17 protein-coding genes and 2 tRNA genes are annotated in these 18,722 nt (G+C 37.9%); 9 read left to right on the top strand and 10 right to left on the bottom strand.

Annotation, left to right across the window (positions count from 1 at the left end; genetic code table 11):
- Nucleotides 1-22 precede the first annotated feature (22 nt).
- Both meaB and scpA read right to left on the bottom strand, forming a co-directional pair.
- On the bottom strand, nt 23-1,045 hold the full coding sequence (gene meaB / locus AOC35_RS04880; RefSeq protein ID WP_108646028.1) for a methylmalonyl Co-A mutase-associated GTPase MeaB: 1,023 nt from the start codon (nt 1,043-1,045) through the stop codon (nt 23-25).
- Between the two features lie 19 nt (nt 1,046-1,064).
- Nucleotides 1,065-3,257, bottom strand: coding sequence for a methylmalonyl-CoA mutase (gene scpA, locus AOC35_RS04875; RefSeq protein WP_108646027.1), 2,193 nt, complete (start codon nt 3,255-3,257; stop codon nt 1,065-1,067).
- 155 nt (nt 3,258-3,412) lie between these two features.
- Between scpA and AOC35_RS04870 the strand changes: the two genes are divergently transcribed.
- Nucleotides 3,413-4,045 (top strand): GntR family transcriptional regulator, encoded by a 633-nt coding sequence (locus tag AOC35_RS04870; protein ID WP_108646026.1) that lies wholly within the window; start codon nt 3,413-3,415, stop codon nt 4,043-4,045.
- 71 nt (nt 4,046-4,116) lie between these two features.
- On the opposite strand, the gene AOC35_RS04865 is transcribed toward AOC35_RS04870, so the two are convergent.
- Nucleotides 4,117-4,464, bottom strand: coding sequence for a c-type cytochrome (locus tag AOC35_RS04865; RefSeq protein WP_108646025.1), 348 nt, complete (start codon nt 4,462-4,464; stop codon nt 4,117-4,119).
- 26 nt (nt 4,465-4,490) lie between these two features.
- A complete protein-coding gene (locus AOC35_RS04860) occupies nt 4,491-4,871 on the bottom strand; it encodes a c-type cytochrome (protein ID WP_245898430.1) in 381 nt (126 codons plus the stop codon).
- 179 nt (nt 4,872-5,050) lie between these two features.
- Here AOC35_RS04860 and AOC35_RS04855 point away from each other — a divergent pair, with 179 nt between their 5' ends.
- From AOC35_RS04855 to AOC35_RS04845, 3 genes are read left to right on the top strand one after another with little or no spacing between them, the layout of a single operon-like run.
- Complete coding sequence (locus tag AOC35_RS04855; protein ID WP_108646024.1) at nt 5,051-5,920, top strand: AAA family ATPase; 870 nt, start codon at nt 5,051-5,053, stop codon at nt 5,918-5,920.
- 2 nt (nt 5,921-5,922) lie between these two features.
- Nucleotides 5,923-7,098, top strand: a complete 1,176-nt coding sequence (locus AOC35_RS04850; protein ID WP_108646023.1) for a vWA domain-containing protein — start codon at nt 5,923-5,925, stop codon at nt 7,096-7,098.
- 38 nt (nt 7,099-7,136) lie between these two features.
- Complete coding sequence (locus tag AOC35_RS04845) at nt 7,137-7,625, top strand: RidA family protein (protein ID WP_245898429.1); 489 nt, start codon at nt 7,137-7,139, stop codon at nt 7,623-7,625.
- Between the two features lie 109 nt (nt 7,626-7,734).
- On the opposite strand, the gene parC is transcribed toward AOC35_RS04845, so the two are convergent.
- Together parC and AOC35_RS04835 are read right to left on the bottom strand one after the other, a co-directional pair.
- Nucleotides 7,735-10,062 carry a DNA topoisomerase IV subunit A gene (gene parC / locus AOC35_RS04840; RefSeq protein WP_108646021.1) on the bottom strand — a complete coding sequence of 776 codons (2,328 nt, stop codon included), beginning with the start codon at nt 10,060-10,062 and terminating at the stop codon, nt 7,735-7,737.
- Nucleotides 10,063-10,065: 3 nt separating this feature from the next.
- A complete protein-coding gene (locus tag AOC35_RS04835) occupies nt 10,066-12,054 on the bottom strand; it encodes a DNA topoisomerase IV subunit B (RefSeq protein ID WP_108646020.1) in 1,989 nt (662 codons plus the stop codon).
- A 217-nt stretch (nt 12,055-12,271) separates the two neighbouring features.
- Here AOC35_RS04835 and AOC35_RS04830 point away from each other — a divergent pair.
- Together AOC35_RS04830 and AOC35_RS04825 are read left to right on the top strand one after the other, a co-directional pair.
- Nucleotides 12,272-12,346, top strand: a tRNA-Arg gene (locus tag AOC35_RS04830).
- A 434-nt stretch (nt 12,347-12,780) separates the two neighbouring features.
- Nucleotides 12,781-13,584, top strand: a complete 804-nt coding sequence (locus AOC35_RS04825; RefSeq protein ID WP_211307476.1) for an NUDIX hydrolase — start codon at nt 12,781-12,783, stop codon at nt 13,582-13,584.
- A 3-nt stretch (nt 13,585-13,587) separates the two neighbouring features.
- On the opposite strand, the gene AOC35_RS04820 is transcribed toward AOC35_RS04825, so the two are convergent.
- From AOC35_RS04820 to AOC35_RS04810, 3 genes are all read right to left on the bottom strand, one after another.
- Entirely contained in the window at nt 13,588-14,262 is a 675-nt protein-coding gene (locus AOC35_RS04820) for an outer membrane protein (protein ID WP_108646018.1), read from the bottom strand.
- A gap of 286 nt (nt 14,263-14,548) precedes the next feature.
- Complete coding sequence (locus AOC35_RS04815; RefSeq protein WP_108646017.1) at nt 14,549-15,556, bottom strand: Bug family tripartite tricarboxylate transporter substrate binding protein; 1,008 nt, start codon at nt 15,554-15,556, stop codon at nt 14,549-14,551.
- 27 nt (nt 15,557-15,583) lie between these two features.
- Entirely contained in the window at nt 15,584-16,015 is a 432-nt protein-coding gene (locus AOC35_RS04810; protein WP_108646016.1) for a VOC family protein, read from the bottom strand.
- A 125-nt stretch (nt 16,016-16,140) separates the two neighbouring features.
- On the opposite strand from AOC35_RS04810, the gene AOC35_RS04805 reads away from it, so the two are divergent.
- Nucleotides 16,141-16,878: a GntR family transcriptional regulator gene (locus tag AOC35_RS04805; protein ID WP_108646015.1), complete on the top strand. Its 738-nt coding sequence runs from the start codon at nt 16,141-16,143 to the stop codon at nt 16,876-16,878.
- 169 nt (nt 16,879-17,047) lie between these two features.
- Here AOC35_RS04805 and AOC35_RS04800 read toward each other — a convergent pair.
- A tRNA-Asn gene (locus tag AOC35_RS04800) sits at nt 17,048-17,123 on the bottom strand.
- A gap of 53 nt (nt 17,124-17,176) precedes the next feature.
- Here AOC35_RS04800 and AOC35_RS04795 point away from each other — a divergent pair.
- Nucleotides 17,177-17,626, top strand: coding sequence for a GNAT family N-acetyltransferase (locus tag AOC35_RS04795; RefSeq protein WP_108646014.1), 450 nt, complete (start codon nt 17,177-17,179; stop codon nt 17,624-17,626).
- A 295-nt stretch (nt 17,627-17,921) separates the two neighbouring features.
- Nucleotides 17,922-18,392, top strand: coding sequence for a cellulose biosynthesis protein BcsD (bcsD, locus tag AOC35_RS04790; protein WP_108646013.1), 471 nt, complete (start codon nt 17,922-17,924; stop codon nt 18,390-18,392).
- Nucleotides 18,393-18,722 lie beyond the last annotated feature (330 nt).

Genomic DNA, 18,722 nt, shown 5'->3' with positions numbered 1-18,722 from the left:
CTCCTCCTAAATTATTTACTTTTTAATGCTTAAAAATTTCTAATAAACTTCTCGCAGCAACCGATGGATCTAATAAACCTAAATGAACATCCGCTTGATACTGCAAGTATTTATCTTGCACGCCGGGATGCGTTTTAAATAAAACTTTTAAGCTTTGATTAATCTGATCATCTAACCATGCTAAAGATTGTTGAGCTCTTCGGGCTGTGAAACGACCATTCTTCTTTTGAATTTTTTCAAAGTTAAGAATCAACTGCCAAAATGAATCAATTTGCTTTTCATCTAAGGCACTAATACACATCACATCAGGATGCCAAACCTCTTGATCATGCAACTGATGGTGGGGGTTGCCTTGATAACCAAAAATTCGCAGAGAGCTTTTGATATGGGCTTGCGCACGAGTTGCCGCATTCAAATCAATATCAGATTTATTAATGAGCACCAAATCTGCTACTTCCATCACCCCTTTTTTGATGGCTTGTAGATCATCACCCGCGTTGGGTAATTGCAATAAAACAAAAATATCTGTCATTTTTGACACGGCGATTTCACTTTGACCCACTCCAACAGTTTCTACAATGATGAGGTCAAAGCCTGCTGCTTCAAGCACCAGTATTGCCTCGCGGGTCTTTTCTGCCACCCCTCCTAAATTTCCAGAGGATGGACTAGGACGAATATAGGCATGCTCGTTAACAGATAGTTTTTCCATTCGGGTTTTATCACCGAGAATAGATCCACCCGAAATGGTTGAAGATGGATCAATTGCAAGTACAGCTACCTTAAAACCTTTTTCAATTAAATAAATACCAAAAGTTTCAATTAAAGTAGATTTTCCAACACCAGGAACTCCTGAAATACCAATCCTTAAGGATTTGCCAGTCATTGGTAGCATTCGCTGTAATAAACCATCGGCTCTTTTTCGATGGTCCAATCGGGTAGATTCAAATAAAGTAATTAATTTTGCAATAGCTCTTCTTTTCAGCAGGATACTTTTGGTATCTTTACTGATTAGTTGCGAAAACAACTCTTCGTCTGTTAGGAGCATTCGATTGATAGGCTGTTAATTAATCTAAAGATTGTTGGCTAACTAGATGTTCTCGAATTCTTTCTAAAACATCTTTTGCTGAAGCCGGTATCGGAGTACCTGGCCCGTAAATTCCCTGAACTCCTGCTTCATATAAAAATTGATAATCCTGCCTTGGGATAACTCCGCCCACAAAAACCACAATATCCTCGCCGCCTTGACGCCTTAATTCAGCGATGATCTCAGGTACCAATGTTTTGTGACCAGCTGCTAAAGTCGAAACTCCGACAGCATGAACATCATTTTCAATTGCTTGTCTTGCACATTCTGCAGGGGTCTGAAATAGAACACCCATATCCACATCAAACCCTAAATCAGCATAAGCGGTCGCAACTACTTTTGCGCCACGATCGTGCCCATCTTGCCCTAGTTTAGCAATCATCACCCTTGGCCTGCGACCAAAATCTTCTGCAAATTGGTTAATTTCTTGTTGTAGCTTCTCCCAACCCTCAGCAGAATCATAGACTCTAGCGTAGACTCCAGTGACCTTTTGTGTATCAGCCCGGTGTCGTCCATAAATTGACTCAAGTGCATCTGAAACCTCCCCAACTGTAGCCCTCAGTCGCATCGCCTGCACGGTTAAATCTAATAAATTACCATCACCACTTTGAGCAGCTGAGGTTATTGCCTCTAAAGCTTTTTCCACAGCTTGACTATCTCTGTTTGCTTTGATTTCTTTCAAGCGAAGCACTTGGGATTCACGAACTTTATTGTTATCAACTTCTCGTACTTCAAGATCATCTTGCTCTGTTAATTGATATTTATTAACCCCAACAATCACATCCTTACCTGAGTCAATATTGGCTTGCTTTTCAGCTGCAGCAGCTTCAATTTTCAACTTAGCCCAGCCGCTATCCACCGCTTTAGTCATACCACCCATTGCCTCAACCTCTTGAATAATTTCCCAAGCTTTATCTGCCATTTCTTGGGTTAACTTTTCCATCATATAAGAGCCAGCCCATGGATCTACAACGCTGGTAATGTGTGTTTCTTCTTGAATAATTAATTGTGTATTTCTGGCAATACGAGCAGAGAATTCTGTTGGAAGTGCAATTGCCTCATCAAATGAATTCGTGTGCAAAGATTGTGTTCCACCAAAAACAGCAGCCATCGCTTCAACGGTTGTCCTAACGACATTATTGTAGGGGTCTTGTTCGGTTAAAGACCAACCAGAAGTCTGGCAATGGGTTCGCAACATTAAAGACTTAGGATTTTTAGGAGAGAATTCACTCATAATTCGCCACCAAAGTAACCGAGCCGCTCTCAACTTTGCTATCTCTAAATAGAAATTCATGCCAATGGCAAAGAAGAAAGATAAACGACCAGCAAACTCATCAACATCCAATCCCTTAGCAAGAGCCGTCTTAACGTATTCTTTACCGTCTGCTAGAGTGAATGCAAGTTCTAAAGATTGATTCGCACCTGCCTCTTGCATGTGATAGCCAGAAATCGAGATGGAATTAAACTTTGGCATTTTTTGGGAAGTAAATTCAATAATATCGCCAATAATTCTCATTGAAGGTTCTGGTGGATATATGTACGTGTTACGGACCATAAACTCTTTCAAAATATCATTTTGAATAGTTCCTGAAAGTAAGTTTATCGCTACGCCCTGTTCTTCAGCGGCCACAATATATCCAGCTAAAACGGGTAGAACTGCCCCATTCATCGTCATTGATACTGAAACTTTATCTAATGGGATTTGATTAAATAAGATTTTCATATCTTCGACGGTATCGATGGCTACACCGGCTTTACCAACATCTCCAGTTACTCTAGGATGATCTGAGTCATATCCCCGGTGAGTTGGCAAATCAAAAGCGACCGATACCCCTTGACCACCTGCCGCAAGAGATTTACGATAAAACTCGTTTGACTCTTCTGCAGTAGAAAATCCCGCGTATTGGCGGATTGTCCAAGGACGAACGGAGTACATGGTTGCTTGGGGACCTCGAATAAATGGAGCAAATCCGGGTAAGGTATTTGTAAATGGTAGGTCTTGAGTATCTTTAGCTGTGTAAAGCGCCTTTAAATGAATGCCATCGGGGGTTTGCCAGCCTAATTGTGATGAGTCTTGATTGGGGGCTGATTTATTGGCTAACTTCTTCCAATCTTCCACTTTTACACCTTCGACCTTAGGCCAATCCCGTGAAACACCGTCATCATTACTCATAAAACCCTACCTTTTAAAAATAGTTAATTTTCATTTATTCCTCTAGGATAACATTGACAGACAAGAAAAGAAATAGCAAAATGAATTCATAATTATGCATTCAAAATTGCTATTCAAACTTCGTTCAACGAAACTCTACCAAAAGGAATATAAAAATGAGTCTTTCATCAAGACCTCTTTATCTTGATATTGCAGATGTAATTCGTGAAAAAATATTTCAACATCAATTAAAACCTGGCGCCTGGATCAATGAAAAAGAGATTACTCAAGAGTTAGAAATTAGTCGCACGCCCCTGCGAGAGGCAATTAAGGTTTTAGCTGCAGAAGGCTTAGTGACCATGAAACTAAGACGTGGTGCTTACGTTACTGAGGTAGACAACCAAGACTTGGTGAATATTTTTGAGGTCATTTCAATCCTGGAGGCTCAAGCCGCATTTGATGTTGCAAGCAATGCAAATGAGAGCGAGCTTGAACAATTAGATAAATTACATACGCGTCTAGAAAAGGCAGCCGCTGATCGTGATATAGATGGGTTTTTTGAGTTAAATCAAGAGTTTCACGATTTAATACAACAAATAGCAGGTAATCCTTGGATGAGAAAAGTAATTCAGGACCTCAGGCAGGTTCTGAAATTACAAAGAAAAAATTCGCTAAGAAAAATTGGCCGAGTAGAGCAATCTTTGCTGGAACATCGGAAAATAATGTCTGCATTAATTGACCGAAAACCAGAAGAAGCAAAATCACTAATGAAGAGCCACCTTTTACAGGGACAAAAAGCAGCTGGTTAAAGCAGTTGGTTATAGCACCTGATTAAAGCAGCTAGTTAAGGAAGGCACATTACCTTCCTTGATTAGCAAATTTACTTTTTAACGACGAAATCGCCAGGTAAGGAAGCTATATAAGCAGCCAGATCTTTCAATTGCGCTTGTGTAAATTGCTTAGCTTGACCACCCATGATGGCGTTGGCCCGACCGACATGAGGATTATTTTCCACTTGATAAGACTTTAATGCGTAAAAAAGGTAATCTTCGTGTTGACCAGCAATCTTAGGATAACCGGGAGCAATAGGTTGCTTTAAATCAGGACCATGGCAAGAATTACAATTATTTTTTGCAACTAATTCTTTTCCTGCTGCAATATTTCCTGCAAATACAGGAGTTGCTATGAAAAAGGAGGCTATCAAAGTAAAGATGATTGAATTTTTCATTTTGGGGCTTTCTTAATTCTCGTAGATTATTTTAGTTTGTTGGGCTTTGTGTCTAAATTTTGTGCTGAATAATAAACAGCAATATCAGCCATATCTTGATCAGATAAAGAACCAGCAATACCCCTCATGGTTGGGTGCTTACGCTCCCCTTTTTTGTATGCGCTCAGTGCTGAAACGATATAAGAGGCAGACTGACCACCAATCATCGGCACTGAGTAAATTTCAGGAACTGAAGAGCGATAACCAGGAATTGCATGGCAACCGGCGCATAAACTTACTTTAGTTGCACCCTTTTCAGCATCACCTTTGACATCTTGTTGAGCAAAAGCATTTGAGGAAAGCGCGAAGGTAAACAAAATCAAGCTAGTTAAGCGCAATTTGTCTTGAGAACATATAGTTTTTGTCATAATAAAAAGTGTGTTGTAGTGTAAAAAATCTGTAACGAATAATAGTATAGTGGACTATCTTTAATTTATTGTTGAGTTATTGTTAATAATCAGAATTGAACCAATTTATTATTATAAAGATAAAGGTGCTAAATATTTTTATTACGACAACTATTTTTTACAACATTATTTTTTAAATTATGAATAACCCCGACCAAACTCCAACCCATCGTTTTAGTGGTTCAGAGCAGTACGTAGCCACGGATGATTTGCAACTTGCTGTCAATGCAGCAATGATTTTACAAAAGCCTCTTCTGATTAAGGGAGAACCGGGCACTGGTAAAACGATGTTAGCTGAAGAAGTGGCTAATTCGCTTGGGTTGCCATTATTACAATGGCATATTAAATCCTCGACGAAAGCGCAACAAGGGCTCTACGAATATGATGCTGTGAGTCGTTTGAAGGACTCACAACTAGGAGATGCCAAAGTACACGAAATTTCTAACTACATTGTTAAAGGTGTTCTATGGCAAGCTTTTGAGGCAAACCAACAGACCGTTCTTTTAATTGACGAAATTGATAAAGCAGACATTGAGTTTCCCAATGACCTATTAAGGGAAATTGATAAGATGGAATTTTATGTCTATGAAACGCGGCAATTAATTCAAGCGAAATTTCGCCCGATTGTGATTATTACCTCGAATAATGAAAAAGAATTACCTGACGCTTTTTTAAGAAGGTGTTTTTTTCATTACATTGCTTTTCCAGACGCAGTAACAATGCTTAAAATTGTCGACGTTCATTATCCAAATATCAAAAAAGACCTTTTATCTGCCGCTCTGCGAATTTTCTATGAAGTTAGAAATATGCCCGGGATTAAAAAAAAGCCCTCTACCTCCGAATTCATTGATTGGCTAAAACTTTTAATGGCCGATGATATTCCTTCTGAACTTTTACAATCAAAAGAACAAATGAGTTCTATCCCTCCTTTACAAGGAGCCTTATTAAAAAATGAGCAGGACATTCGACTTTTTGAACGTTTAATGATGATGAATAAAAACCATCGGTAATCATGCTGATTGAATTTTTCTTTCAACTTCGAAATCAAAAAATCCCAGTTTCTATTGGTGAGTACTTAACCCTACTCAGCGCATTGAAGAATGAAGTAATCCCACCCTCGATTCAAGATTTTTATTTTTTAGCTCGACTGACTTTAGTCAAGGATGAAAAATTTTTTGATCGATTTGATCAAGTTTTTTCAAAATACTTTGCGGGGGTTGAATCGATCATTGAGTTGTCTGGGCAGATTGAAGATGATTGGTTAATTAAGCAACTCCAAAAAGAATTAACGCCTGAGGAAAAGGCGAAGATTGAAAAATTGGGCGGTTTAGATGCCTTAATGAAACGACTTGATGAATTGATGAAAGAACAAAATAGTCGTCACGAAGGCGGCAGTAAATGGATCGGCACGGGTGGATCGTCTCCCTTTGGTCATAGCGGCTATCACCCTGAGGGCTTTAGGATGAAAGGTGAAAGTGCTGGAAATCGAACAGCCCTAAAGGTCTGGGAAAAAAGAACTTTCCAAGATTATGATGATCGGCAAGAGTTAAATATACGTAATATTAAAATGGCTTTACGACGTCTGCGCCAATTTACTAGAACAGGCATTGCCGATGAATTTGATTTAGATAATACGATTCATTCGACGGCAGCCAATGCAGGCTACTTAGATATAAAAATGCGCCCTGAGCGTCATAACAATATTAAGGTCATCTTGTTAATGGACGTAGGTGGCTCGATGGATGATCACATTCAACGTGTTGAAGAATTGTTTTCAGCAGCAAAAACTGAGTTAAAACACCTTGAATATTATTACTTTCATAACTGTTTATATGATTATGTTTGGAAAAACAATCAAAGAAGACATTTAGAAAAATTCGATACGATGGATATTCTTAATAAGTATAGTTCTGAATATAAAGTCATTTTTGTTGGTGATGCGACGATGAGTCCTTATGAAATTTTATCTGTTGGTGGATCAGTTGAGTACAGCAACAGTGAAGCTGGCGCAACTTGGATCAATCGAATCCTTGAGCACTTTAAAAAAGTAATTTGGTTAAATCCTGAACCAGAAGGAGTTTGGCAATACCGCCAATCTGTTGGTATTATCAAAGAATTAATGCGTGGAAAAATGTATCCCGTGACCTTAATTGGTCTTGAAACTGCCATGAATGAATTATCCAAGTAGTCCTTTATAATATGAATGACAAATATTAAGGTTGATATATGAAAAAAATAATGGTCGACACACATTCACAGATTTCCAAACGCCTTGAAAATCTTGGCATTGTTTTAACAAAGCCCTCGGCGCCCGCAGCTTCTTATGTCATGTCAACCCACGTTGGTAACCTAGTCTATTTATCAGGACATATTGCTAAAAAAGACGGTATTCCTTGGGTTGGCAAGCTAGGACGGGAATTAACTACTGATGAAGGTAAACTCGCCGCAAGATCAGTTGCAATTGATTTGTTAGCAACCTTAGAAAAGCATTTGGGAGATTTAGATTCTGTCCAACGCATTATTAAAGTAAGTAGTTTCGTCAACTGTACACCAGAGTTTACCGAACACCATTTAGTTACCAATGGCTGTTCCGAACTTCTCGTCGAAGTGTTCGGAGACGCAGGCAAACATGCCAGAAGTGCTGTGGGAGTAAATCAGTTACCGATGGGAGTGTGCGTTGAGATTGAACTCATTGCAGAAATTTCGAAACAATAATCAAATATCATTAATGACGATCAGTTCATCCTGAAAAGTTAAGTTCAATCAAACCTAACTTTGTTGAACTGGATGAACTGATTTAGTTAAGCTAAGTTCAACTAACCGATTAGACTGGCTTCAAGACTGCTTCTTTTAACCTCGGCTCGACAAATTGACCTTTTTTGGCTCTTGAAGTCTTATAGGTCAACAATGTCTTCATGCTTAATGTTACTGAGCTTGGCTTATTAGCGCGACCTAAACCTTCTATTAACAAGCCTTGTTCATCAAAGCAAATAGCACTTAATAATTGTGCTTTGTCACCTAAATCCATCAAAATAACGCCTTTTCCTCCAGACGGTAATCGTTTCAATTCGGTAAGATCGAAAGTTAGTAATTTCCCGTCGGATGAATAACATGCAACCTGCTTCATCGAATCACGTATCTTGTACAGGGGCAGAATACTATCTGCTGGTAAAAACTTCTCGTTAAGCCCTACAAAGGATTTACCTGCTTTATTTCTGGTAACCATATCAGCAACATTGGCTAAAAACCCATTACCAGATGACATTGCGATAAGAACTAAATCATCTAACTGACCGGCATAAAAAGAGACCATTTGTGTCCCTGAAACCATACTGACCAGTGATGTCATCGGTACACCATCTCCTCTAGCACCGGGCAGATCGGAAACAGCCACGCTGTATACGCGGCCATTACTGCCCATACCTAAGATAAAATCGACCGTTCGACACTCAAACACGGCGTATAAATTATCACCCGCCTTAAATGAAAATTGGAGGGGATCATGTCCGTGACCTAAACGAGATCTTACCCAGCCTTTTTGAGAAACAATCACCGTCACAGGCTCATCTATCACTTTGGTTTGAATAATAGAACGTTTCTCTTCTTGAATTAAGGTTCTTCTGGAGTCGCCAAACATCTTACTATCAGCTTCAATTTCTTTGATGATGCGACGACGCATCACAGAATCATTACCTAATAAATTGGTTAAGTCTTCCTTCTCTTGATTCAACTGACTTAGTTCTTGTTCAATCTTAATTGCTTCAAGTCTTGCTAATTGACGTAATCGAATCTCGAGAATGTCATCCGCTTGGCGCTCAGATAAATTAAAAGCCTCCATCAAATCTTTTTTAGGCTCGTCACTCGCACGAATAATTTGAATGACTTCATCAATATTTAAAAGAATTAATTGACGCCCTTCTAGGATGTGAATACGATCTTCAACCTTCTTTAAGCGAAAAGCAGTTCTTCTTGTAACCGTCTGAATCCGGAATTGGGCCCATTCCTGCAGAATGGCCAACAAACCCTTTTGTCTCGGACGACCATCGGTTCCAATCATGACCAAATTAATGGACGCATTCGACTCAAGAGAGGTGTGAGCAAGTAAAAAATTAGCAAATTCATTTACATCAATATTTTTTGATTTAGGTTCAAAAACCAAACGAACAGCAGCATCTTTACTCGACTCATCGCGAACGCCATCAAGCATGGCTAATGCGGCTTGCTTTAAGGAGTTTTGGTCAGCAGATAAAGATTTTTTACCAATTTTTACTTTTGGATTCGTTAGTTCTTCGATTTCTTGAAGCACTTTTTGAGTAGAGGCATTTGGAGGCATTTCTGTAATAACAAGCTTCCATTGTCCACGGGCTAATTCTTCAATGTTCCAACGTGCTCTCATTTTGAGACTGCCACGACCTTGCTTATATATTTCTTGGATTTCTTGAATTGGCGAAATAATTTGTCCACCACCCGGAAAATCAGGCCCAGGAATGATATTTAAAATTTCTTGCTCAGAAATTTTAGGGTTTTTTAAGATTGCTACGCTAGCTGCCGCTACTTCTACTAAATTATGTGAGGGAATTTCTGTTGCCATCCCAACAGCAATTCCGGAAGCACCATTTAACAAAACAAAGGGTAGTCGTGCCGGGAGTAAAGCTGGTTCAGTAAAAGAGCCATCATAGTTTGGAATGAAATCAACTGTACCTTGATCAAGCTCGTCTAATAATAAACTCGAGATTTTCGTGAGTCGAGCTTCTGTATATCGCATTGCTGCGGCACCGTCGCCATCCCTTGAGCCAAAATTACCTTGCCCATCAATAAGGGGGTATCGAAGACTAAAACTTTGTGCCAATCGCACCAATGCATCATAAGCAGATTGATCGCCATGCGGGTGAAACTTACCCAATACATCCCCAACAACCCTTGCACTTTTCACGGGTTTAGAGTCAAACCTTAGACCCATTTCGCTCATTGAGTAAAGAATTCTTCTTTGAACAGGTTTTTGACCATCAGCCAACTCAGGTAATGCACGACCTTTAACTACGCTAATTGCATAATCTAAATATGCTTTTTCAGCAAAATGTCCCAAAACCAAAGAATCATTAGGATCCTCTGGTTGGATATTTGAAAAAAGATCTAATTCATTATTTGCCATAACTTAAATATCCGCCTCTACTTCGTTACCACGTTCCTCTAACCAAGACCTGCGAGCCGATGATTCTGATTTACCCATCAGCATATCCATCAACTTGTTTGTGTCTTCAAGACCTAAGCTACCAGTTAAGATAGGTAGCAATCTTCTAGTATCAGGATTTAATGTGGTCTCCCATAACTGTTCAGGACTCATTTCACCTAAGCCTTTAAACCTTGAAATTTGCCAACTACCAACTTTTAGGCCATCTTTAATTAATTTGTCTTCAATACTTTTTAATTCAGGGTGATCTAAAGCATAAATCTTTTGAGCAGGTTTTTTTCCTCTGGCGGGCGCATCTACTCTAAATAAGGGTGGTCTCGCTACATAAATATGACCACGTTCAACTAATTTGGGGAAGTGTTTATAAAATAGCGTTAATAAAAGAACTTGAATATGAGAGCCGTCAACGTCAGCATCGGACAATATACAAATTTTCCCGTAGCGAAGATTCGTTAAATCAGGATCATCACCAACTCCATGGGGATCAACACCGATTGCCACTGCAATATCATGAACTTCATTATTAGCAAATAATCTATCTTTATCTGCCTCCCAAGTATTGAGAACCTTTCCTCTTAAAGGTAAGATCGCCTGATACTCTTTATTTCGCCCCATCTTGGCAGAGCCACCAGCTGAATCGCCTTCTACTAAAAAGATTTCATTGATGATGATATCTTCACTTTCACAATCGGTTAACTTGCCGGGAAGAACAGCAACGCCAGATGATTTCTTCTTCTCAACTTTTTGACCAGCCTTGGTTCTTGCCTGCGCTTGCTTAATTACTAAATCGGCAAGTTTCTTACCCAAATCAACATGTTCATTTAGCCATAAATCCAGTGCCGATTTTACAAATCCAGAGACCAGACGTACTGCATCTCTAGAATTTAAACGTTCTTTAATCTGTCCTTGGAACTGAGGATCCAGAACTTTAGCTGAAAGTACAAATGATGCCCTTGCAAACACATCATCAGGCATTAACTTAACGCCTTTTGGAAGTAAAGCGTGCATTTCAATAAAAGACTTCACAGCGTTAAAGAGTCCTTCACGCAAACCACTTTCATGGGTGCCACCAGCTGTTGTAGGAATTAAGTTAACATAACTCTCACGCACTGGATTACCGAACTCAGTCCAAGCCACCACCCAAGATGCACCCTCACCCTGAGCAAAACTTTCTTCACCTATAACATCTGGATGTGCAAAATGCTCACCTTCAAATGGAGGAATAATCGATTCACTATGACCCAGTTGAACCATTGCCTCATCGAGATACCCTCTTAAGCCTTTTTCATAAATCCAGGATTGAGTATCATTGGTTTTTTCGATGGTTAAGTTAACCTTAACACCCGGCAGCAATACAGCTTTTGATCTCAACAAACGCTGTAATTCATTCAATGGAATAATCGCGGAATCAAAGTACTTTGGATCTGGCCAAACACGAACCTTTGTACCGTTTTGTTTACTTCCCTTAATAATCGGATTTGACTGAATGTTTTCGACTAAAAAGCCGTTTTCAAATGCCAAAGTAGAAAAAAACTTTTCTCTACAGACTTGAACTTCGAGACGCTTTGATAATGCATTCGTAACTGAAACACCAACGCCATGAAGCCCACCCGAAAATGCATAAGCACCAGCAGAGCCTTTTTCAAATTTTCCACCAGCGTGGAGTTGGGTAAACACAATTTCAACAACTGGTTTTTTTTCATCTGGGTGCATTCCAACAGGAATACCCCTGCCGAAGTCTTCTACACTGATACTGCCATCAATGTGGATCGTCAATGAAATTTCCTTGCCATGACCTCCTAATGCTTCATCGGAGGCGTTATCAATGACCTCTTGAATAATATGCAAAGGATTATCTGTCCGCGTGTACATCCCTGGTCGTTGTTTTACCGGCTCAAGGCCTTTTAACACTTTGATGGATGATTCGCTGTAATTTTCTTTATTTGTTGCCATGGAAATAACTAAGGTAGCTTGCCGTATTTGAATGATTGAATTTCAAGATGATATTCTAAATGGATAACCATCTTATCAATATTCAAAACGAATTATCACCATTTATCTTTACAAAATCAGACTTTTTTAAACTAAGCTATTGATCTAAAGAGGAAATAATTTTTTTAACTTAATTGAAAATTAAATATTTTCAGCATTCATTGTAAAATCAAGTTACCTCGCCGTAGTTCAATGGATAGAACGTATGCCTCCTAAGCGTAAGATACAGGTTCGATTCCTGTCGGCGGGACCAAATTTTAAAATAATTTCCAAGAAAAAATCATTCACTTTTTTACGCATAAATTATTTTTTTATCATTGTCAATCTTTTATGTTTTTTTTAGAAGAGAAACTTATCCACAAGTTTTGTGGATAAGTAGCATAAAATAGTCAAAATCATTAGATATGGTAGGACATGGGCTGACTTGCACAATTTTTAAGCACAGTCGATTCCCTCTAATGGGGGTAGGGAAAATCCCAATTCAATTAAAAGTATTGTGAAAATGAATCAGAAAATAGTTTAATCATTAAATCGACTGCGAGTCGAGCCGTCATAACCGAATTTTTAGTATTACATTTCCCCCTAAAGTGGGCATTGAAAAAATAAATAATTTTTTAAAGAAATCTGTATGGACAATAAGATATGAAATTAAATTATGTAATTTCTGAATCGACTCAATCAGCCCTGATGGAAATCATTGAAACTGCTTATCGTTCAATCCCTAATAATTTCCCCCCTGTCTTCTACAACAATCAAGTAATAGGATGCATCTCTCCAACGTGCTTAATGTATATTCAGGAATTGTTAGACCAAGATCAAAATGAGTTTTTCTTGATACAGGTAACAAAAGATGCACTTATATTATCCAATGCCTCTTCCCATGATTTAAGTTTAGAGCTGAAAATTCTTGCTGAATTTTTACGTACAAAAAAAGTTTTTTCACACTGGCGTAATGAAAATTTTTCATTCTTAAGAGAAGATTCTCATGAGGCATTTCAATTGGAGCGAGCTGCTTTTAGAGGCTTCGGATTGATGAGTCATGCTGTTCATATCAATGGCTATACTGAAAATGGTCTACTTTGGTTAGCAACAAGAAGCGATAATAAAAAGGTAGATCCAGGATTGATGGATAACATGACTGCTGGTGGGATTAGCGCCCAAGAAACTATTCAAACTTGTGCTATTCGAGAACTTTGGGAAGAAGCAGGTGTGACTTCGTATCATCTAAAAAATCTTTATCCTATTGGATCGATCGAAATCAGAAGACCATTACCACCAAATGAAGTCCATCATGAAAAATTATTTACTTTTGACTTGATTGTCGAAGATGACTGGACTCCAAGCAACAATGATGGCGAAGTCCATCATTTTCAAAAATGTACTTTAGAAGAAATTGTGAATCTAATATTTGAAGAAAAGATGACTCAAGATGCTGCTGTCGTTACAGCAGACTTCATCTTGAGACACTTGAAAAAAGAAACGCTTTTTTAAAACTTAGAAACTGAATCCATAACCAATTAAAGCCATTTTTGAATCGTAGCTATAGTTGAGGTTATGAGTTGCAGTAGCGCCGTTGATATATGTTGTTGGATATGAAGTTTGATCTCCATATACTGAATAATTTACTTCACCAAAAACATACATATTTGGATCAAGTGCATATTTGTATCCTGCACCAAAGGTGTAACCTTTGAAATTAATCGTATCACCTAATAATTCAGCCCTAGAGGATGATAAGCCGAACTTAGCATAAGCAAGACCATCGTTACCAACCACATAACCCGGTGTTAAAAAGAAATCATAAGAGTTCTTTTTGACATAACCACCGATAATTGCTGTGGTATTTCCAGTACTGATAGTTGCATCCTGTTTTGGCACTGCAATCATGACGTTGTATTCAAAACCAAGACCTAAACGAATTTTCGGATCAATAACATAGTTGTAACCAACTGCAATAGACTCATTGAAATTATAGGCTTTACCAATGTTGTAATTGCCATAGACAGTACCAATATTGCCAGTTGAAGAACCTGTTGCAGATGGGGAGGCTCCATCATATCCAATTCCAATTTGACCGAATAGGCCCGAAAAAGGTAACTTTTGAGCATATAAATTGGCAGATATGGTTAGAAGACAAATAAGAGCTAATTTAGCGGAGGTCTTTTTCATGAAATGATTTTAAAGTTTAAAAGAATAGTAAAAATTCGGAATTTATTTTAATTCATATTACTACAAATATTCTCTCAAGTTAATGAATTTATTGAAACATTCTTCAACAATTGGAGCAATTTATGGATCTCTTCGGCAAGTTTGGAGAATACACAATATCGATTAGCAGTAAATCCTCTTCAAAATGCTTTTTCGACTAACTTCAATTTATAAATTGGTAGGAATTTGCCTGGAGACTCTTATTACCGTAGATGGATTGTACGGTTTAAGCAAAGAGAAGATCTTTTCAAGCACCATCAACTTGTATTCCCCTTTCTTTTACTAACTTCTTCCATTTATTTAAATCTTTATCGATATAAGTTGTAAATTGTTGGGGAGTCATTGGCATTAGAGTAAGGGTCTCTGCTTCAAACCTTGCAACGATTTGAGGTTCCTTAAGAATTCGATTAATTTGACTATTTAAGTTATTCACGATTTCAACTGGTAAACCTGCAGGACCTGATATTCCATACCATTGCAGGCTTGAAAATTCAGACATACCAATTTCTGTAAAAGTTGGTACATTAGGGATTTGAGGCATTCGAGATTGAGATGAAACGGCAAAAGGTTTTAAACGACTACCTTTAATAAACTGTAAAGCAGCTATCAGGCCGGGAAAAGCAACATCAACTCTACCGGCCATGACATCCACCATAGCAGGACCAATCCCTCGATAAGGAGCATGTAAAAAAGGAATACCAGTTGCTACACTCAGCTCTTCAACCAGAAGATGTGAGGAAGTACCTGGACCAGCTGAGCCATAACTGATTGGCCTTCCTCTTTTTTTGAACTCCATCAATAAAGCCTCTAAAGAGTCAAATTTACTAAACTCTGGTCCGACTACTAGAACATTTGGGGACCCACCCACCATTGCTATGTGGGTGAAATCTTTCATTGAGTCGTAGGGAAGATTTCTAATTGCCGGGTTAGTACCATGGGTACTAATATTAACTACCATGAATGTCTGACCGTCTGGAGTGGCTCTAGAAGTTGCAAGACTTGCAATTGTGCCCCCACCCCCGCCAATATTCTCTGAAATAAAAGAAGTTCCAGTGGCTTGGGAGAGCCTATCTGCCATAGTTCGAGCAATTAAGTCCAAGCCACCGCCAGGTTGTGCAGGAACAATCATCTTAATTGGCTTTGTGCTAGGCCATGCATCCTTAGCAAGTAATTTCTCACTGGTAAAGAATGAAGAACCCAAAGAAGCAATCACAAATCGCAATAGAGTTCTTCTATTCTCAGAAATACGTGGCATCTTATCTCCCAAGTGCTTCAATATTTATTAAGCTAATACTTCTCCATGAACTCCGGCAGCTAAAGTTTCAGCTTCCCAACGTTTCATAGGCACCACTTCAGCTACTGGTCCGCCTGGTGATCTAAACTTCACCGGCAAATGGCCAGGCTCAGTTAGGATTTCTCCACCACTGTCTTTAACCCCTTGAATAAAAGCATCTAAATCTTCAACTTCCATACCAATATGATGAATACAAGGAGCTGGACCAGCAAAATTTGCCTCATCAGCATCATCAGATTCATAATGAATCAAGGTTAAGTCCATATATCCATCGGTCATATGGCAAGAAATATGGTCGCCATGCTTGCCTTTACGCAATACAGTATTTACATGTTTGTAACCAAATACCGTTTCATGGAATTTTTTTGATTCTTCAATGTTAATGACTCGCATTGCAATGTGTTTGATTAAATTTGGCATCGTTTTTTCCTTATAAAAGAGTTAATAATATTTAATCATATTAATCATATATATGATTAATATGATGTCAAGAACTATTTTCAATTAAAATTACAAATAAACCACCTTTTTAAAGGAACGTTTTGATGATTAAACGCGGCAGTTTAGATCAACCCCTATACAACACAGTGAGAAGCCTCATTCTGATTAAACTCAGAAATGGCGAATGGAAGCCGGGAGATAAAATTCCGACAGAGCCTGAGTTAGCGAAACTATTTTCTGTCAGTGTTGGAACAGTTCGAAAAGCGGTTGAAGATCTTGTTTCTGAACAAGTACTAATCAGACGAGCCAGGATCGGAACCACCGTTTCTACACATGAAAAACATAACCAATTTAGTACTTTCTTTAACTTTTTTAATCGTTCGAATAGCGAAATGCTTGTAGAACCCAAATTGCTTTCCTTTAAGAAGGTATTGGCAAATAAAGAGATTGGAACAGCATTAGGTGTTATGGGTGGTGAGGGATTGTTTGTAATTGACAACCTTAGACTCATTGAAGGCAAAGCTGTCATGTTTGATCGTATTTGGTTGCCTCAAAAGAAATTTACGAAGCTCACTGAAAATGGCTTTACAAATAGAAAAGGTTCCATTTATTCACTCTATCAATCACAATTTATGATGACTATTGTAAGGATCAATGAACAAGTCGAAGCGATTCAAGCTCCTGAGTTTGTGAGATTAGAATTAGGTCTAAAAAAATCAGATCCAGTTTTGAAAATTAGCCGTTATGCATACACTTACGGCGATGAAGTTGTTGAATTTCGAAATCGATACGTTAATACATCGATTTGTCTCTATCAAAATGAAATTGGGCTTAGAGAATAATTCAAAGACTGAGTTATAAGCTAAAAAGAGTTAGCTTTGGATAGACAAAATGAATAAATGAATCCTGTTTGATTAATGCTCGTCCACCGGTTATAGTTGAAGAGCCGAAACATAGAATTGCAAATAAAAAAACCACTTTTAGAAAAGTGGTCTCTTTACAATAAAAATCTGGCTCCCCGACCTGGACTCGAACCAGGGACCTGCGGATTAACAGTCCGTCGCTCTACCGACTGAGCTATCAGGGAACAGTTGAGTATTATAGCTTTATTTTTAATAGGATTGCAAATAAATAATCAAAATGTATCAATATATTTTTAAAACTTGGGAAGAAGCCCATCTACTAGCCTACCCAATCAGATATCAAGTTTTCGTTATTGAACAAAATATTCCTGTTGATTTAGAAATTGATGAGCATGATCCCGCTGCTCAACATTTGATCCTTCTATTAAATCAAACGCCAATTGGTACAGCCAGAATTTTCAAAGCAAATAAAAGTGAAGATGAGCATTTTAAGATTGGTAGGCTTGCAATCTTAAAGGAACACCGTCGTCAAGGATTGGGGTCAAAAATGATGGGGGGATTATTGAATTATGCAGAAAAACTTCAAGCCAAGAAAATTACACTGCATGCACAGCTTGATGCTTTGAGATTTTATGAAACGTTTGGATTTATTGCTGAAGGTCAAGACTTTGATGAGGGAGGCATCTTACACAAAAAATGTATCAAATTAATCAGTAAAACAAATTAAAATTTCATAAATAAGATTGCGGAACAACTGAAATTGCCAAATTCTATTGAAAATTCATTAAACTAACATCACTTTTTATTGTTTATATTGTAGAATAACCCTAACATTTAAAGCTTTGAATTCAAATATCCCAATAAAACATATAAAGTGATAATTTAATTTATAAGAAATTGAGCTTTTTTGGTCTTCTATGTCCAATTCGAGCAATTTCTTAAGGCTTTTGACTTAATTTTCATGTAAATTAGTGCATTAGTGTTTAAATTTATTTAACTTTTTTCATCAATGGAAGATTGCAATGTTTAGTCCAAAAAAAATTGATTATCGTATTACACGTCAAAGCTCACGTCTTTGGAGAAGCCTTTTAACAGCCTTCGCGAATGAATTTGCAAGCAATCCAAATGCCGGCAATATTAATGAAACGATGTATAAAATTGGTTATCGTTTTGCAACCCAGTCTGCACTTCCAACTTGTAATTCACTAGATGAATTCAAAACAGCGATGAATTCAGTTTGGCAAGATCTGGATTGGGGTTGGGTCGATTTAGAAGAAACTCCTTCTTCACTGCGAATTATTCATCATCAATCAACCAATGCATCTTTAATTAATGATGTATTTGGTGATCAAACTAAAGCTTGGGGACCAACAATTTTGGAAGGTGCTTACCAAAAATGGTTGTCTGCAATGGGGGCTGGCACATCGTTGAAAGTAACCCAATCAGATCCAACTGATGAGTTTGGCACAACTGAATATCAACTTAAAGCGTAAATTATTGGCAATAAAGAACTAATGGCTCTTCATTGAGCCATTTTTTTTGTGAGTATTTCATTACGCACCCTAGTTTAATGACAATTCAATCTTGTTTTGATTCTATAAATAAGATTTAATGAAATCTTTATTTCTTCATTTATCTCACTCATATGTTGCAACATTTTATTTACTAATTTAAATGGTCAATTACTCCACCATAAAAGAAAATAAGCTTTTAATAAAGATTGGGGTTTTGACTGCCCTATTTTTTGTATTTATGGGTAGCACTATCTCTTTACTTTCCTATGAAAGTAATATTAAAACTTGGCAGAGTGAGTTGGATAGTTT

Source organism: Polynucleobacter rarus, assembly GCF_003072505.1.
Classification (GTDB): domain Bacteria; phylum Pseudomonadota; class Gammaproteobacteria; order Burkholderiales; family Burkholderiaceae; genus Polynucleobacter; species Polynucleobacter rarus.
Note: the sequence above shows the minus strand (reverse complement) of the source record. Positions and strands in the feature narration are given on the sequence as shown.

Excerpts from the sequence above, each read along its gene's own strand:
- AOC35_RS04805 (WP_108646015.1), top strand. The coding sequence starts at position 16,141 with ATGATTAAACGCGGCAGTTTAGATCAACCCCTATACAACACAGTGAGA.
- AOC35_RS04845 (WP_245898429.1), top strand. The coding sequence starts at position 7,137 with ATGAAAAAAATAATGGTCGACACACATTCACAGATTTCCAAACGCCTT.
- parC (WP_108646021.1), bottom strand. The coding sequence starts at position 10,062 with ATGGCAAATAATGAATTAGATCTTTTTTCAAATATCCAACCAGAGGAT.
- AOC35_RS04860 (WP_245898430.1), bottom strand. The coding sequence starts at position 4,871 with ATGACAAAAACTATATGTTCTCAAGACAAATTGCGCTTAACTAGCTTG.
- AOC35_RS04850 (WP_108646023.1), top strand. The coding sequence starts at position 5,923 with ATGCTGATTGAATTTTTCTTTCAACTTCGAAATCAAAAAATCCCAGTT.
- AOC35_RS04820 (WP_108646018.1), bottom strand. The coding sequence starts at position 14,262 with ATGAAAAAGACCTCCGCTAAATTAGCTCTTATTTGTCTTCTAACCATA.
- AOC35_RS04835 (WP_108646020.1), bottom strand. The coding sequence starts at position 12,054 with ATGGCAACAAATAAAGAAAATTACAGCGAATCATCCATCAAAGTGTTA.
- AOC35_RS04825 (WP_211307476.1), top strand. The coding sequence starts at position 12,781 with ATGGAAATCATTGAAACTGCTTATCGTTCAATCCCTAATAATTTCCCC.
- AOC35_RS04855 (WP_108646024.1), top strand. The coding sequence starts at position 5,051 with ATGAATAACCCCGACCAAACTCCAACCCATCGTTTTAGTGGTTCAGAG.
- AOC35_RS04795 (WP_108646014.1), top strand. The coding sequence starts at position 17,177 with ATGTATCAATATATTTTTAAAACTTGGGAAGAAGCCCATCTACTAGCC.
- AOC35_RS04815 (WP_108646017.1), bottom strand. The coding sequence starts at position 15,556 with ATGCCACGTATTTCTGAGAATAGAAGAACTCTATTGCGATTTGTGATT.
- AOC35_RS04870 (WP_108646026.1), top strand. The coding sequence starts at position 3,413 with ATGAGTCTTTCATCAAGACCTCTTTATCTTGATATTGCAGATGTAATT.
- AOC35_RS04810 (WP_108646016.1), bottom strand. The coding sequence starts at position 16,015 with ATGCCAAATTTAATCAAACACATTGCAATGCGAGTCATTAACATTGAA.
- bcsD (WP_108646013.1), top strand. The coding sequence starts at position 17,922 with ATGTTTAGTCCAAAAAAAATTGATTATCGTATTACACGTCAAAGCTCA.
- AOC35_RS04865 (WP_108646025.1), bottom strand. The coding sequence starts at position 4,464 with ATGAAAAATTCAATCATCTTTACTTTGATAGCCTCCTTTTTCATAGCA.
- meaB (WP_108646028.1), bottom strand. The coding sequence starts at position 1,045 with ATGCTCCTAACAGACGAAGAGTTGTTTTCGCAACTAATCAGTAAAGAT.
- scpA (WP_108646027.1), bottom strand. The coding sequence starts at position 3,257 with ATGAGTAATGATGACGGTGTTTCACGGGATTGGCCTAAGGTCGAAGGT.